The following is a 14805-nucleotide window of genomic DNA, read 5'->3' on the forward strand; positions in this document are numbered from 1 at the left end:
CCTAGCTTGTCGCGTCATACCGTCCGGATTTCAACAGGTGGTATAGCGCACATGCGAAGTAAGGCGCGTCAACCCGCAAAACAAGGTCGATATCGTATCCGCCAATATTTGTGAGCCGTCGTGAACCGGGATGTCTTTCCACCTCATCCTGGGCCATATCAACGACCAGTTGAAGCCGGGCCGAGGCTTTCCATGGTACATTGATCAACCCGACACCACGGGCTTCGATCACGCCTTGCAGGCGGTCAGGGGCCAGAACGAACGGTCCCGCTTCACCCACCTCGACACGGCTATAGTCGTCCGAGATCAGCTTCGCCCCCAGCCCGATCAATTGAAGCGCCAGCGACGATTTCCCCGATCCCGACGGGCCGACAATCATCGCCGCTGCATTATCCACGGCAACCGTTGTCGCGTGAAATCCAAGCGGTTGCGTCGGGGCCCCCTCGGTCACACCGGAAGGCCAACCACGAACCGTGCGCCCAGCGGGTCAGAGGTGACATCGGCATCGGTGGGCCGAATGTTTTCGGCCCAAATGACGCCGCCATGGGCCTCGACGATCTGTTTCGAGATCGCCAGCCCCAACCCCGAGTTGTTGCCAAACTGGCTTTCAGGACGCTCCGAATAGAAGCGTTTGAAAATCTTGCTCAAGGCCTGTTCCGGAATGCCGGGGCCGGTATCCTCGATCACCACAAGCACACGGTTTTCCCGCCGTCGCACCCATACGCGGATCGCGTCACCTTCGTCGCAAAAGCTCAGCGCGTTGGTGATCAGGTTCACGAACACTTGCGCCAATCGGGCTTCCAACCCGCGAATAAAGATCGGATCCGGGGGCAGATCGGTGATGAACTCGACACCTTTATCGCTGCCTTCGTTGCTCAGATATTCAGTCAGATTGCCCAGCATTTTCAGAAGGTTGAATTCTTCCTCTTCTTCCTTCACCAGCTCGCTGTCCAGCCGCGAAGCATTTGAGATATCGCTGACCAAACGATCCAGCCGTCGCACATCGTGGTCGATCACATCCAGCAGCTTGCCGCGATGTTCGTCTTTCTTGGCCAAACGCAAGGTGCCGATGGCCGACCGCAAACTGGCCAACGGGTTCTTGATCTCGTGGGCCACGTCGGCAGCAAACTGTTCGTTGGAGTCTATTCTGTCATAAAGGGCGGCCACCATCCCCCGCAACGCGCCGGACAGGCGGCCAATCTCGTCTGGGCGCGCGGTCAGATCGGGGATGCGGACCCGCCCGGTGCGCACGCTGTTGGTATCCTTGTCGCGCCCCAGTTCGGCGGCGGCAGCAAGATCTGACAGCGGGTTCGCAATGGTCGAGGCCAACACAAGGCTCAGACCGATGGAGACGAGAATCGCGATGACAAACATCTGCAACAATTGTTCACGCTCTGCCCGAACCAGCAAATCCAGCTCACCAGTCGCGCTGGTGATGGCGACCACACCAGCCGGAACGCCGTTTTGCAAGATGGGCGTCGCGACCGAGAACACCGTCCCACCATTCTCATCAACACCGTTCGACACCCGGGTCGCGCCGTTCATGGCGCCAGGATACAGCGTCCGCGCCATCACCTCGGTGTCCAGAGGCAGGGACTGACCATCACCTTTCGCGACGATACCGGAGACGCCTTCCCACACGGCGTTCAGAAGATCGGTGATAATGGTCGACCCAACCTGACGCCCCAACCCGTCAACCGGCGTTGGCACGGCCGGCGGAACACCGACAGATCGTGCCAAAAGCGACTCGCTCGCATCAAAAACAAACACTTCCAGCCCGACCGGAAGCTGCAAGTCGGACAACGTCTCGGCAAAATCAGGCGCGGCAGGGACAACGACTTCCGGCACCACCTCGCCTTCGGGCGCGGTTAAATCCGATTGCTCGGGTGATGTGGTCACCTGGTTCTCGATAGCCTGCTCAAGCTGCGCTTCGAACACATCCGCGATCAATTCCGCCTCGACGACAAGACCGCGTTCGCGTTGGATCAGCAAGCTGTCGCGAAACGGGTTCAGATAAAGAACCCCCGCCACCAGCACGACAAGCCCAAGCAAATTGAACGTGATGATCTTGCGCGCCAAGGGTGATCGGTTGATCGAAATCAGCCCGCGCTGCGCCCGCTTGTCGCGCAATTCGAAATCCATCTCGCCACTTGGCGAGACCCAGTCTTCACCCAGAACAAGATCGCTTCGGGTTGTGGCTTTGGTGTCCTTCACCTTTGTCACCATCTTGTCCAACGCACGTGGCGTTATTCCTCGTTATAACGGTAACCGATGCCATACAGCGTTTCGATCGCCGAGAAATCGTCATCTGCGGTCCGCATCTTCTTGCGCAGCCGTTTGATGTGGCTGTCGATGGTGCGGTCATCGACATAGACCTGATCGTCATAGGCGACATCCATCAACTGATCCCGGCTTTTGACAAACCCCGGACGCTGAGCCAACGCCTGAAGCAACAAAAACTCGGTCACGGTCAGCGACACATCCTTGCCCTTCCACGTCACGGCGTGGCGCAAGGGATCCATCGTCAACTCGCCGCGCACCAGCGATTTGCTTTCTTCCACCTCGCCCGCGTCATCCTTGGCGATCACCTCCTGCCGACGCAGAAGGGCGCGGATGCGCTCCACCAGTAGCCGCTGGCTAAAGGGCTTGGTCACATAATCGTCCGCCCCCATGCGCAGGCCCAGAACCTCGTCAATCTCGTCATCTTTCGAGGTCAGGAAAATCACCGGCATGGTCTTGGTCTTTTGTCGCAGTCGCTGCAACAGGTCCATGCCATCCATCCGGGGCATCTTGATATCCAGAACGGCCATATCCGGCAGCCGCTGCATGAACGCATCCAGCGCGCTTTGACCGTCATTATAGGTTTCAACTTCGAAGCCCTCGGCCTCGAGAGTGATCGCGACGGAAGTCAGGATGTTCCTGTCATCGTCCACCAAAGCGATTCTCGACATAGGGGTCTCCTTACACTGCTCATTGTTATTTTGTTTTGCGCCATTGTCCTGTTTTCGGTCATGCGAATCAATATGTAACTGCGAATCGCATGGGCAGGCGCATATCTGCCGTATGAATTGATCAAAATGCTGGCGAATTTACCGCACATTTCGATGCTCCGGCGCGCAACATGATTGCGCAAACAGGCGCTTGGTTGCGCTAACTGCGCCAAAGCGACCTGTTCCATTCGAAAGTCACCATGCTATAGCGCGATTACCGGCCCTCGTTCACATGAGGGTTGGCGCGCGTGGTGGATGCTACGCGGTCTCATGTGAACCCTATACACGCCGGTGGATGACGGACCGGTGACAGGAGCAAAATATGACCACTGGACGGGTAAACCCAGAACGCCGCTTGGAAGATCAAGGCATCAAGGGGCTGGGCAATGTCTATTACAACTTGATGGAGCCTGCGCTGATCGAAGCCGCGCTTGAGCGTGGCGAAGGGTGTCTGGGTCAGGGCGGCGCGTTCCTGGTTACGACCGGCAAACATACCGGCCGCTCTCCCAAGGACAAATTTGTCGTCAAAACCCCTAGTGTCGAGCCGCATATCTGGTGGGAAAACAACCCGCCGATGGACGCTGCCAAGTTTGATGTTCTGTATGACGACATGTTGGAGCATATGAAGGGCAAGGACTACTATGTTCAGGACCTGTTCGGGGGGGCGGACCCGGCTTACAGGCTGGATGTGCGCCTTGTGACCGAAATGGCATGGCACAGCCTGTTCATCCGCCACATGCTGCGCCGCCCGGATCGAGATGAGCTGGATGAGTTCGACCCCGAATTCACCATCATCAACTGCCCCTCTTTCAAAGCTGACGCAAAACGGCATGGATGCCGGTCGGAAACCGTGATCGCGCTGAACTTCGACCGTAAGATCATCCTGATCGGCGGCACCGAATATGCGGGCGAGAACAAGAAGTCCGTCTTTACGCTTCTCAACTACATCCTGCCGGAAAAAGGCGTGATGCCGATGCACTGCTCGGCCAACCACGCCACTGGCAATCCGGTCGACACGGCGATCTTCTTCGGCCTGTCGGGCACCGGCAAGACCACCCTGTCCGCAGACCCCGAACGCACGCTGATCGGCGATGATGAACATGGCTGGTCGGACACCGGCACCTTCAACTTCGAAGGCGGCTGCTATGCCAAGACCATCAACCTGTCGGCAGAGGCCGAGCCGGAAATCTATGCGACCACCACCAAGTTCGCGACCGTCATTGAAAACATGGTCTATGACGAAGAAACCAAGAAACTGGATTTCGAGGATGACAGCCTGACCGCAAACATGCGCTGCGCCTATCCGCTGCACTACATCGCGAATGCGTCCAAAACGGCGGTGGGCGGGCATCCGAAGAACATCATCATGCTGACCTGCGATGCGTTCGGCGTATTGCCCCCGATCGCGCGGCTGACCCCGGCGCAGGCGATGTATCACTTCCTTTCGGGTTTCACGTCAAAAGTGGCGGGCACCGAAAAGGGTGTGACCGAACCGGAACCCACCTTCTCGACCTGTTTCGGTGCGCCCTTCATGCCGCGCCGTCCGGCCGAATATGGGGCATTGCTGCGGGACAAGATCGCCAAGCACGGTGCCACCTGCTGGCTGGTCAACACCGGCTGGACCGGTGGCGCTTATGGCACCGGGTCGCGCATGCCAATCCGCGCCACGCGCGCCCTGCTGACCGCCGCGCTGGACGGATCGCTTGCGAATTCCGAGTTCCGCAAGGACGACCATTTCGGCTTCGAAGTTCCCGTCACCGTGGAAGGGGTGCCCGACCTGCTGCTGAACCCGCGTCGCACATGGCAGGACGCAACCGCTTATGACGCGCAAGCTCAGAAACTGGTCGATATGTTCGCCAAGAACTTCGTTCAGTATGAGGGCGACATCGACGATGATGTAAAAGCCGTCGCCATCGGCTGATCAGCAACACAGAACGCTAACAAACGCGCCTCGATCTTCGGGGCGCGTTTTCATTTGCAGCCTAGCCCCATAGCCCACGTCGGATCAGGTTCAACCCCGCAACCGTCAAGACGATCAATGTGACCCGCTTGAACGTGGCCTGCGGCATCCGGTCATGCAAAACACCTCCCAGTGCCATTCCGATCAGCGCGGGAAGCAGCATCAAGATCGACATCGGCAAAGTTTGCGCATTCAGGACGCCGGATTTCAGATGCGCCGCAAAAAGAGCCACGGCGCCAACCCCATAGATCACCCCCTGCACCCGCATCTGTTCGGCCTTAGGCGTATCAATCGCGGTCAGGTATGCGATGGTCGGCGGGCCCCAAACGCCGGACAACCCGCCGGAAAGCCCTGCGAACGCGCCGATCAGGGTTTCGCCACGCCTGCGATGTTCGGACCGCAGGTTCGGTTTCCACCCGCTCAGCTGCATCACGCAAAACGCCACGACCGGCACGCCGATCAGAATGAACAGGGTTGATTGCGACAGCACGGTCACAAGCTGCGCGCTAAGCACCAGGCAAACCAAAAGGGCAATCAGAAAGACACGGAACTTGGTAACAGCCTGCCACGCGGCCATCAGGCCTTGTCGAAAGGCCTGGTATCCGTTCGTCACCACCGTCGGCACGATCAGCGCCGCCAAGGCTTGCTCTGCCGGAAGCAACGTGGCCAAGCCGGAAATCATGATCAGGGGCATACCGAACCCCACGGCCCCTTTTACGAATCCGGCAAACACGGCAACAACAGCAGCCAGAAGCAGCGTGAGCTGCGGTAATTCGGTCAGTATTCCCAAGATAGCCCCGTAACGATATGTGCTTGCCATCCCTTCTAACGAAGCCCAACCGACGGCGCAGCAGGTAAATCATCGCGTCATTTTTGTTCGTTTTTGCTGTTTCCCGTGTATTTTTATTGCGCTGCACCTGCAAAGGGATTATTTCTCTGCAAATGCGAAAGACCCGGCCGAATCTCGGCACAGACTGTGACAGGAGACAGTGATGACAGGCGCTCTGATCGACAATCTTTTGACCCTTACCGCCGATGCGCTGGCACCGGTTGAAACCGTGTTTGAGGACGCCAAGTCATCGGTGCGTGCCACGGTGAGGGAAGGGGATCGGATTTCCGGAGCGAAACTGGAAGAACATCAAGCCGCGGCCCACGCGCTGTCATGGCTTGCCACATATACCGAAAGCCTGCGCCAGATGAACGCCTGGGCCGGTCGCCTGAACGATGCCGGGCAACTGGGCGAGATGGAGAAGCTGATCCTGCAAATCGCCTTCGGTGAATATCTGGCGCAGATCAAGGGCGGGATCATGATGAGCCAGAACGAAATGGCGCGCCTGTCGGATATGGGCGTGGACGGTGCGGCCTTGGAAACCGACGCGATCAACACGCTTGTCGCCCATGGCAACAGCCAATCCGCCCGCACGCGTCTAGTCGAGTTGATGCGCGACAATGCAGGCCACGCCACCTTTGGCGCCACCGGTCTGGATGAAGAGCTTGAGATGATCCGCGAGACCTTCCGCCGCTATGCCGATGACCGGGTGGTCCCGAATGCACATGAATGGCACCTGAAGGATGACTATATCCCGATGGAGATCCTTGAGGAACTGGCCGAGATGGGGGTTTTCGGGCTGACCATCCCCGAAGAATACGGTGGCATGGGCCTGTCGAAAGCGTCGATGGTGGTGGTGTCGGAAGAACTCAGCCGTGGCTATATCGGTGTCGGCTCGCTGGGCACCCGGTCCGAGATCGCCGCCGAATTGATCCTTGCCGGAGGCACCGACGCGCAGAAGGAACATTGGCTGCCCAAAATCTCGTCCGCCGAAATTCTGCCAACGGCCGTGTTTACCGAACCCAACACTGGGTCCGACCTTGGCAGCTTGCGCACCCGCGCGGTGAAAAACGCGGATGGTGATTACGAGGTGACGGGCAATAAGACCTGGATCACCCATGCCGCCCGCACCCATGTGATGACGCTGCTGGCACGCACCGACCCAACCTCGACCGACCACCGCGGATTGTCGATGTTCCTGGCAGAGAAAACCCCCGGCGATGACGCAAACCCCTTCCCGACCGAAGGTATGACTGGGGGCGAGATCGAGGTACTGGGTTATCGCGGCATGAAAGAGTTCGAGTTGGGCTTTGACGGGTTCAAGGTCAAGGGCGAAAACCTGCTGGGCGGGGAAGAAGGCCAGGGCTTCAAGCAGTTGATGAAAACCTTCGAGGCCGCGCGCATCCAAACTGCCGCCCGCGCCATTGGCGTGGCGCAAAACGCGCTGGAGATCGGCATGCAGTATGCCGAAGACCGCAAACAGTTTGGCAAATCGCTGATCAACTTCCCACGCGTTGCCAACAAGCTGGCTATGATGGCGGTCGAGATCATGGTGGCGCGGCAGCTCACCTATTTCTCGGCGTGGGAAAAAGACCACGATCAGCGTTGTGACCTTGAGGCCGGCATGGCAAAATTGCTGGGCGCCCGCGTTGCGTGGGCCTGCGCAGACAATGCGCTGCAGATCCACGGCGGCAACGGGTTCGCATTGGAGTATCAAATCAGCCGCGTGTTGTGTGATGCTCGCATCCTGAACATCTTCGAAGGTGCCGCCGAAATTCAGGCACAGGTCATCGCGCGCCGGTTGCTGGGCTAACACCTGATGCCGGTGTGTGACTTCGGGTTGCGGTTGACCATACGCTCGCGTATGCTCTGGGCGCGACTCACATGACCATACTCGTGCGTATGGAAGCCCGGAGATCGGACAATGCCGACAAAGAAACCGCGCCTCAGGGCTGATGACTGGATCAAGGCAGGGCTTGCTGCCCTGACGTCCAAGGGGCCGCAGGCTTTGAAAGCAGAACCCATTGCCCGCGATCTGGGAACGACAAAAGGGTCATTCTACTGGCATTTCAAAGATGTGCCTGATTTCCACAAGCGGCTTCTTGCCACGTGGGAAGACGATGCGATTGCCGCGATCACGCAAGCGCTTTCGGAAGGCGACGACCCCGTCAGGCGGCTGTATCAGCTCGGTGACATGGCCGCCTCAACCGACCTGCAAACCGGGGAAGAGCTGGTCGAAACCGCAATCCGTGCGTGGGCGTATGGCAGCCCTTTGGCGTCAGAAGCTGTGTATCGTGTCGACCAAAAACGGATGGCGTTGCTTGGCGACATCCTTCGTGAACTGGACCTGACAAATCCTGATTTCGCGCGGATCATCTACAGTTCATTTGTGGGAATGAACACGCTGTCCGCCACGGATGCCACGGGCAACAAGAACGCTATGTCCACCCTGATGGCCGCTATTCTTGCCCTGCGTGACGCTTAATCGCGTTGGCAATTCGACGCTTCGGGCGTAAGTTGCACGCATGAAACAGTCATTGCTCGTCACCGCCGCGCTCGCGTCCCTAACGCTGATGGGATGCAAGGATGAAACGATTTCAGGCTATGCCGACCGCAAAGCCGTGTGGAAGTTGCTTGAAATTGATCGAAAGCCCTTTGACGCAGATGCGACGATCTCGTTTCCGACGCAGGGACAGATTGTTGGACAAGCCCCCTGCAACCGCTATTCAAGCGAGCAGAAAGCCCCCTATCCATGGTTCGAAATCGGCCCCATAGCCGCAACGCGCATGGCCTGCGAAGCATTGAGCGAGGAAAGCCGCTTTTTCACCGCGCTTACCGAGATGCGCCAGATCGAGGCTCAGGGTGACATGCTGATCATGTCGAACGAAGCCGGTCGCCAGATGGTGTTCCTGGCCCAGCGCTGACGAACCTTGGCTAACCCCGCTGCGCCTCGCGCTTCAGGCGATCAATCAGGCGTGCGCGGGCTTCCGGTAAGGGTTTGTCGCCCAGAGCATGCGCCAACCAACGGGTCAGGAAAAACCCTGTTGTTTGAAGCCCGGCAAGGACGTTGTCGTGCACACCGCTGCCAACCCCCAACAAATCCGGGGGCAAGGGCAACAGGCGATCGGCCCACTCCCCCGCGGCTTCCGCCGATACGGCGCGCCCGGTTTTGGGGGATACATAAGCCAGATCTTCCATCGACCCGGTCACGGCACAGGCTGACAGATCCAGCCCGAAGCCAAGGTCATCCAACAATGCCAGTTCCCATTTCAGATAGGCCGTCGGCCACGCCTCGTTCACGCCCAGAAGGTCCAGCATCGCCTGTGTGCGGTGATAAAGCTGCGGATGTGGCTCACGCTCTGGCAAGGAAAACGTCAAAAGCGAAGTGATCGCGTTCAGTCCAGCCAGCGCGGTACGATCAGATAGGACCGTTGCTCGACTGCGCAAAGGTTCAACGGAGTAACTGCCAATATGCTCGTCCAGCCGCGCCCGCCACGCGACATCCAATTGCGCGCCCGGTTGCAGGATGGGCGCAATTTTTCGGCTTGTCCCGCCCCGGACCACGCCCGCATGACGCCCGTGCGATTCCGTGAAAACATCAATGATCACCGAGGTTTCACCATGCTTTCGCACGGACAGAAGCGCACCCTGATCCCGCCAATCCATGCCTGTCACCCTCCTGCGGTCAGACTAGCGGGCACGGCGCTGTTGGCAATGGGATCAATCCGACAAACCCGGCTCGTCCAACAGATGCCGCCCGTTGCGATCTTCGACCTCGATGACCCACAGGTCAGGATCGAAACTTTTCTGCCGTTCCAGCGCCGCGTCGACATCACTTTCGTCGCCATCAGCCAAAGCAACCCAGCACCGGTCCCCGGTCATCAGGTCAAAGCTGCGTTGATACGCCACAGCCCGCCCGTCCAGTGTATTCATCTTGACCAGAACAGCGCCTGCCGTTGCATCGCCCTTCCGGGTGATAAAGGCCGGGATGTCAGACAGGCGCAACCGCGTCAGATAGGCCGCAACCCACAGATCCGCGGTCAGCCGGGTCAAACGTTGCCATCCTTGAAATCAAGCCCCATCTCGGAATAGCGCTCTTTTTCGTCCAGCCAGTTCGGGCGCACCTTCACTTGCAGGAACAGGTGGATCTTGCGCCCCATGAACTCTTCCAATTCGGCGCGGGCGGATTGGCTGACGGCTTTGATGGTCTCGCCCTTCTTGCCCAGAATGATGCCTTTGTGGCCGTCACGCGCGACATAGATCACCTGATCCACGCGGGCCGAGCCATCCTTGCGCTCTTCCCAGCTCTCGGTTTCCACGGTCAGCTGATAGGGCAGTTCCTGATGCAGACGCAGGGTCAGCTTCTCGCGCGTCATTTCGGCGGCAATCATCCGCATGGGCAGATCGGCGATCTGATCCTCGGGGTATAGCCATGGTCCTTCGGGCAGTTGTTCGGCCAGCCATTCGCGCAGGGCCTGAACCCCGTGGCCCTTTTCAGCCGAGATCATGAAGGTCTCGGCAAAGTCATACCGGTCGTTCAAATCCTTCGCCAAGGCCAACAGCACTTCGGCTTTCACCTTGTCGATCTTGTTGATGGCAAGGGCAACCGTGCGGCCTTTGCCGATCTCTTCCAGACCGTCGAGAATGCGCTGGACACCCTCGGTCACACCACGATGGGCTTCGACCAGAAGCACGGTGATGTCGGCGTCAGCAGCCCCACCCCACGCGGCGGCGACCATCGCCCGGTCAAGACGGCGGCGCGGTTGAAACAGGCCGGGCGTGTCCACGAACACGATCTGCGTGTCGCCCTCAATCGCCACACCGCGAATGCGCGCCCGCGTCGTCTGCACCTTGTGCGTGACAATCGAAACCTTGGCCCCGACCATCTGGTTGGTCAGCGTCGATTTGCCCGCATTGGGTTCCCCGATCAGGGCGACGAACCCGGCGCGTTGCGGTTGGTCTGTCATGTCTTGCTCTCCAACTGCTTCAGCAGGGTGCGGGCAGCCGCTTGTTCGGCGGCGCGTTTTGACGGCGCGGTGGCGTCGGCGGACCGCCCGTTCGCCAGTTCGGCCTTTATCGTGAACACCGGTGCATGATCCGGCCCTTCACGCGCGGTTTCGACATAGGTCGGCGGGGCCATCTTGCGCGCTTGCGCCCATTCCTGCAACGCCGTCTTGGGGTCGCGCGCGTCCTCTTCGACCTTGTCGATCCGCTCGCCCCACAGCGTCAGGATCATCTTGCGCGCCTGATCAAGCCCCGCGTCCAGATAGACCGCGGCAATCACCGCTTCCATCGCGTCCCCAAGCAACGCTTGTTTGCGCCGCCCGCCGGTCTTCATCTCGGACCGGCCCAGTTTCAGCACCGCGCCCATATCAACCTGTCGGGCCACATCTGCACAGGTTTCCTTGCGTACCAGCGCGTTATAGCGCGGGGCAAGCGTCCCTTCAGGGGCATCAGGGTCGTCGCGCAAAAGCTTTTCGGACATCACAAGACCAAGCACCCGGTCGCCCAAGAACTCCAGCCGTTGGTTGTCAGGGCGCGTGGCCGATGAGAACGACCCGTGAGTCAGCGCGCGGATCAGCAGTTCGGGATCTTTGAACGCGTGCCCGATACGGCCTTGAAAGGCTTGAAGATCGCTGGACAGCTTCACTCGATCGCCTTGAAGAACCGGTCAGACCGCCACGTCCAGAAATAAAACAGGCGCTTGCCCGCAGCCGAGAACATGATGCGGTCGGCACGGCCCAGCAGGTATTCTGCAGGCACGAACCCAACACCACCAGCATTCGGACTGACGCGGCTGTCGGTCGAGTTGTCGCGGTTGTCACCCATGAAGAAATATTCGCCATCCGGCACGGTGAACACGTTGGTGTTGTCCAAACGCGTGTTGCGGACGTTCAGCACCGAGTGGGTGACACCATTTGGCAGCGTCTCGACCGCCTTTTCCTTGATGCAAGTACCACCCTGCCCGACCGGGCTGTTGGTACATTGCGGGAAGGTCGCAAAACGCCCCTGCGCTTGCTTGATTTCCTCGAACGTGCCGTCGGGCACCTGCTTGGCTTCTTCCCCATTTATGAACAGGATGCCGTTCTTGATCTGGATCTTGTCCCCCGGCAATCCAATCAGGCGTTTCACGTAATCCGTGCCCAGCGACGGGTGGCGAAACACCACGACATCGCCGCGCTCGGGCTCGGACCCCAGCAGCCGACCCGAAATCGGGCAGGACGAGAACGGACAGGAATGGCGCGAATAGCCATAGGCCATCTTGTTCACGAACAGAAAATCGCCAATCAGCAATGTGTCCTTCATTGATCCGGTGGGGATCCAGAAGGGCTGGAAGAACAGTGTGCGGAACACCCCTGCGATAATCAGTGCCCAGAAGATCGTCTTGATCGTTTCCAGGATTCCGTCTTGTTTCTTTTCAGCCATGTTCAACGTCTGCCTCTTTCATCGAACTGATCGTTGCCAGCCCATTGGGGATGTGTGGCGATATGGGCGGATGCGCGGGAAGTGTCAAGTTTTGAGGGGCATCAACGCGCTATGCCGGCTGCTTTTCGACAGGTCGCGCTTCGATGACCACAAAAGCCTGCGCCCATGGGTGATCGTCTGTCAGGGTAACATGTATGATGGCCTCGTGCCCGTCCGGGGTCATTTCGGCAAGCCGGTCGGCGGCCCAGCCGGTGACGGCCATCACGGGCTGACCCGTGCGCAGATTGCTGACCGCCATATCACGCCAGCTTATTCCCATTGCAAGCCCCGTGCCCAAGGCCTTGGAGCACGCCTCTTTCGCCGCCCAGCGTTTGGCCAGCGTGCCGGCCTCATCCTTGCGCCGCGCGGCTTTGGCAAGCTCGATCTCGGTGAACACGCGATTGCGGAACCGGTCCCCGAAGCGTTCCAGCGTTCCCTGAATGCGCTCGATATTTGCAAGGTCGGTGCCGATGCCAAGGATCATTCCGCACGCACCGTCAGGATTTTCACGCTGGCCGCACCAAACAGGGCCGCAAATGCAAGTTCAAACCAGCGACGCGCGTCGCGGTAGACGGCAACAGCTTTGGGGGTCGAGAACAAATATGCATATCCGATGAAGACAAGCATTCCGCCGGTGTACAGAAAGACAAACATCCCAGCGATGTGCGATCCGGGCGCAGAGGGGGGCAAAACGATCGAAAAGACCGCGCCCCAGGACAATATCGCTTTTGGGTTTGTCAGGTGAACCAACGCACCCTTCTTGAAGGCGGCCAGACTGGTCCCTTTGGCAACGGCACCATCGGCAATCGCCCCATCAGAAAATGCGGATCTGAGAGATTTGATGGCCAGATACAGCAGATATGCAGCCCCGGCGTATTTGACGGTGGTGAACAGCCAAGCATAGGTCAGCATAAGCGCGCCCATACCAAGGGCGGCGGCAATCCCCCAAAAGGCGCCCCCGGCGAGGATCCCGGCGGCAAAGGCAAGCCCTTGCTGCCGGCCTTCGGACATCGAGGTTGCCGCAATTCCCAGTGTCGCTGGCCCCGGCGAGGCCCCCGCCAACACCCAGCCGACCCACACGATCGCAAGCTCGAACCCGTTCATCCCCGCGCCTCGTCCATCAGGTCGCGCATTTCGGCCATTGCGTCGGGCAGGCCGCGAAAGATCGCCTCGCCAATCAGGAAATGCCCGATGTTCAGCTCGACCACTTCTTGCATCGCGGCGATGGGTTTCACGGTGTCATAGGTCAGGCCGTGACCCGCATGCACCTCAAGCCCCAGCGAATGCGCCAGCGCCGCCCCGTCACGCAGACGCGCAAGCTCTGCATCACGCTCGTCAAACCGGCCTTCGGCATGCAGATCGCAATAGGCACCGGTGTGCAACTCGACCACCGCCGCCCCCACCCGCGCTGACGCTTCGATCTGCACCGGGTCCGCGGCGATGAACAGCGACACACGACACCCGGCCTCCCGCAGCGGCGCGATGTATTCAGCAAGTTTGTTGTCCTGCCGCGCGACCTCAAGCCCGCCTTCGGTGGTCAGTTCTTCACGCTTCTCCGGCACAAGGCACACCGCATGGGGTTTGTGGCGCAGCGCGATGTCCAGCATCTCATCCGTTGCGGCGCATTCGAAATTCAAGGGCACCGACAGCTCGGCCATAAGCCGGTCGATATCATCGTCCAGAATGTGCCGCCGATCTTCCCGCAGATGCGCGGTGATGCCATCGGCCCCGGCCTGCTCGGCCAAAAGGGCGGCACGCACCGGGTCAGGATAGGCCGACCCCCGTGCATTTCGCACCGTCGCCACGTGATCGATATTCACGCCCAAGCGCAGTTTTTTCATCTGGTTGGCCATGTCGCGCCCCTCTGTTCAATGCAACTGTCAGCGCGCCAAGTCTTACGGTTTTTCCCGCGCTTCGCCAGCCTTGTCTCGCCCGGCTTTCAGACGTTTCTCATATCGCTCTTTCAACTTTTTGATGCGACGGCGCTGATACGCATGAATCACGGGATTTGACAGCGCATATCCAAGCGTGCCCGCCACGATGCCGGGAATGATGCACCCCACCAGATAGGGCAGGAAAACGCGGTGAAAGAACTCGGACATCCGCGACCAATCAACAACGTGATCGGTAAATGGCGCTTTCATATTCATCCAGAAATCAGACGTGGCCGCTGCGAACTGAGCGGCAATCTCGGGCAAATGCACGCTTGAGGGCTGGCCCAGAATGGCGTTGCCCAAATTCACCGATAGCTCGGCAATCAGCGGGAAGGTTATCGGATTGCCGACGAAGGTCGCCAGCAACGACGCCAACACGTTGCCGCGGATGATCCACGACAAGCAGGCCGCGGTCAGGAAGTGCAGCCCGAAAAATGGCGTGAACGAGGCAAAGACACCCGCAGCAATCCCGCGCGAAATCCGGTGCGCCGGATCTGGCAGACGTCGGATACGGTGGATCACGTATTGCGATGCCCGATACCATCCGCCCCGTGGATAGAAGAATTCCGCAATGATACGCAGGTATGAGCGCGGATTTCTTTTGAACACGGATGGTCCCTTTCGGCC

At 59.3% G+C, this 14805-nt stretch carries 17 protein-coding genes; 4 read left to right on the plus strand and 13 right to left on the minus strand.

Going from position 1 to position 14805, the window contains the following annotated elements; all coding sequences use genetic code 11:
- Position 1 precedes the first annotated feature (1 nt).
- The 3 genes from J3R80_RS13010 to J3R80_RS13020 are packed head-to-tail and all read right to left on the minus strand — an operon-like array spanning position 2 to position 2951.
- Complete coding sequence (locus J3R80_RS13010; protein ID WP_275394214.1) at positions 2 to 451, minus strand: serine kinase; 450 nt, start codon at positions 449 to 451, stop codon at positions 2 to 4.
- Positions 448 to 2226 (minus strand): sensor histidine kinase, encoded by a 1779-nt coding sequence (locus J3R80_RS13015; protein WP_275394356.1) that lies wholly within the window; start codon positions 2224 to 2226, stop codon positions 448 to 450. Before J3R80_RS13015 ends, J3R80_RS13010 begins: the two co-directional genes overlap by 4 nt.
- A 20-nt stretch (positions 2227 to 2246) precedes the next feature.
- Entirely contained in the window at positions 2247 to 2951 is a 705-nt protein-coding gene (locus tag J3R80_RS13020) for a response regulator transcription factor (RefSeq protein ID WP_275394215.1), read from the minus strand.
- A 361-nt stretch (positions 2952 to 3312) separates the two neighbouring features.
- Between J3R80_RS13020 and J3R80_RS13025 the strand changes: the two genes are divergently transcribed.
- Positions 3313 to 4911, plus strand: a complete 1599-nt coding sequence (locus J3R80_RS13025) for a phosphoenolpyruvate carboxykinase (RefSeq protein ID WP_275394216.1) — start codon at positions 3313 to 3315, stop codon at positions 4909 to 4911.
- 61 nt (positions 4912 to 4972) lie between these two features.
- Here the strand turns inward: J3R80_RS13025 and J3R80_RS13030 are convergent, their stop codons facing one another.
- Entirely contained in the window at positions 4973 to 5740 is a 768-nt protein-coding gene (locus J3R80_RS13030; protein WP_275394217.1) for a sulfite exporter TauE/SafE family protein, read from the minus strand.
- Between the two features lie 202 nt (positions 5741 to 5942).
- Here J3R80_RS13030 and J3R80_RS13035 point away from each other — a divergent pair, with 202 nt between their 5' ends.
- From J3R80_RS13035 to J3R80_RS13045, 3 genes are all read left to right on the plus strand, one after another.
- Positions 5943 to 7592 carry an acyl-CoA dehydrogenase family protein gene (locus tag J3R80_RS13035; protein ID WP_275394218.1) on the plus strand — a complete coding sequence of 550 codons (1650 nt, stop codon included), beginning with the start codon at positions 5943 to 5945 and terminating at the stop codon, positions 7590 to 7592.
- A 111-nt stretch (positions 7593 to 7703) separates the two neighbouring features.
- Positions 7704 to 8264, plus strand: a complete 561-nt coding sequence (locus J3R80_RS13040; RefSeq protein ID WP_275394219.1) for a TetR/AcrR family transcriptional regulator — start codon at positions 7704 to 7706, stop codon at positions 8262 to 8264.
- A 40-nt stretch (positions 8265 to 8304) separates the two neighbouring features.
- Positions 8305 to 8703, plus strand: coding sequence for an META domain-containing protein (locus J3R80_RS13045; protein WP_275394220.1), 399 nt, complete (start codon positions 8305 to 8307; stop codon positions 8701 to 8703).
- 10 nt (positions 8704 to 8713) lie between these two features.
- Here J3R80_RS13045 and recO read toward each other — a convergent pair whose 3' ends face one another.
- The 9 genes from recO to J3R80_RS13090 form a co-directional block, all read right to left on the minus strand.
- A complete protein-coding gene (recO, locus tag J3R80_RS13050) occupies positions 8714 to 9445 on the minus strand; it encodes a DNA repair protein RecO (RefSeq protein WP_275394222.1) in 732 nt (243 codons plus the stop codon).
- A 54-nt stretch (positions 9446 to 9499) separates the two neighbouring features.
- Positions 9500 to 9832 (minus strand): DUF1491 family protein, encoded by a 333-nt coding sequence (locus J3R80_RS13055; RefSeq protein ID WP_275394223.1) that lies wholly within the window; start codon positions 9830 to 9832, stop codon positions 9500 to 9502.
- Entirely contained in the window at positions 9829 to 10746 is a 918-nt protein-coding gene (gene era / locus J3R80_RS13060; RefSeq protein WP_275394224.1) for a GTPase Era, read from the minus strand. Before era ends, J3R80_RS13055 begins: the two co-directional genes overlap by 4 nt.
- A complete protein-coding gene (gene rnc, locus J3R80_RS13065; protein ID WP_275394225.1) occupies positions 10743 to 11429 on the minus strand; it encodes a ribonuclease III in 687 nt (228 codons plus the stop codon). Before rnc ends, era begins: the two co-directional genes overlap by 4 nt.
- Positions 11426 to 12205, minus strand: a complete 780-nt coding sequence (gene lepB / locus J3R80_RS13070) for a signal peptidase I (protein WP_275394226.1) — start codon at positions 12203 to 12205, stop codon at positions 11426 to 11428. The genes rnc and lepB overlap by 4 nt, the downstream gene beginning before the upstream one ends.
- A 109-nt stretch (positions 12206 to 12314) precedes the next feature.
- On the minus strand, positions 12315 to 12728 hold the full coding sequence (gene acpS / locus J3R80_RS13075) for a holo-ACP synthase (protein ID WP_275394227.1): 414 nt from the start codon (positions 12726 to 12728) through the stop codon (positions 12315 to 12317).
- Positions 12725 to 13348 (minus strand): LysE family translocator, encoded by a 624-nt coding sequence (locus tag J3R80_RS13080; protein ID WP_275394228.1) that lies wholly within the window; start codon positions 13346 to 13348, stop codon positions 12725 to 12727. Before J3R80_RS13080 ends, acpS begins: the two co-directional genes overlap by 4 nt.
- Entirely contained in the window at positions 13345 to 14097 is a 753-nt protein-coding gene (locus J3R80_RS13085; RefSeq protein WP_275394229.1) for a pyridoxine 5'-phosphate synthase, read from the minus strand. Before J3R80_RS13085 ends, J3R80_RS13080 begins: the two co-directional genes overlap by 4 nt.
- Before the next feature lie 42 nt (positions 14098 to 14139).
- Positions 14140 to 14787: a DUF2062 domain-containing protein gene (locus J3R80_RS13090; protein ID WP_275394230.1), complete on the minus strand. Its 648-nt coding sequence runs from the start codon at positions 14785 to 14787 to the stop codon at positions 14140 to 14142.
- Positions 14788 to 14805: the final 18 nt, after the last annotated feature.

Source organism: Aliiroseovarius sp. Z3, from assembly GCF_029105185.1.
Lineage (GTDB): Bacteria > Pseudomonadota > Alphaproteobacteria > Rhodobacterales > Rhodobacteraceae > Aliiroseovarius.

Excerpts from the sequence above, each read along its gene's own strand:
- J3R80_RS13015 (WP_275394356.1), bottom strand. The coding sequence starts at position 2,226 with ATGGTGACAAAGGTGAAGGACACCAAAGCCACAACCCGAAGCGATCTT.
- J3R80_RS13020 (WP_275394215.1), bottom strand. The coding sequence starts at position 2,951 with ATGTCGAGAATCGCTTTGGTGGACGATGACAGGAACATCCTGACTTCC.
- J3R80_RS13025 (WP_275394216.1), top strand. The coding sequence starts at position 3,313 with ATGACCACTGGACGGGTAAACCCAGAACGCCGCTTGGAAGATCAAGGC.
- J3R80_RS13035 (WP_275394218.1), top strand. The coding sequence starts at position 5,943 with ATGACAGGCGCTCTGATCGACAATCTTTTGACCCTTACCGCCGATGCG.
- J3R80_RS13040 (WP_275394219.1), top strand. The coding sequence starts at position 7,704 with ATGCCGACAAAGAAACCGCGCCTCAGGGCTGATGACTGGATCAAGGCA.
- J3R80_RS13045 (WP_275394220.1), top strand. The coding sequence starts at position 8,305 with ATGAAACAGTCATTGCTCGTCACCGCCGCGCTCGCGTCCCTAACGCTG.
- recO (WP_275394222.1), bottom strand. The coding sequence starts at position 9,445 with ATGGATTGGCGGGATCAGGGTGCGCTTCTGTCCGTGCGAAAGCATGGT.
- era (WP_275394224.1), bottom strand. The coding sequence starts at position 10,746 with ATGACAGACCAACCGCAACGCGCCGGGTTCGTCGCCCTGATCGGGGAA.
- lepB (WP_275394226.1), bottom strand. The coding sequence starts at position 12,205 with ATGGCTGAAAAGAAACAAGACGGAATCCTGGAAACGATCAAGACGATC.
- acpS (WP_275394227.1), bottom strand. The coding sequence starts at position 12,728 with ATGATCCTTGGCATCGGCACCGACCTTGCAAATATCGAGCGCATTCAG.
- J3R80_RS13080 (WP_275394228.1), bottom strand. The coding sequence starts at position 13,348 with ATGAACGGGTTCGAGCTTGCGATCGTGTGGGTCGGCTGGGTGTTGGCG.
- J3R80_RS13085 (WP_275394229.1), bottom strand. The coding sequence starts at position 14,097 with ATGGCCAACCAGATGAAAAAACTGCGCTTGGGCGTGAATATCGATCAC.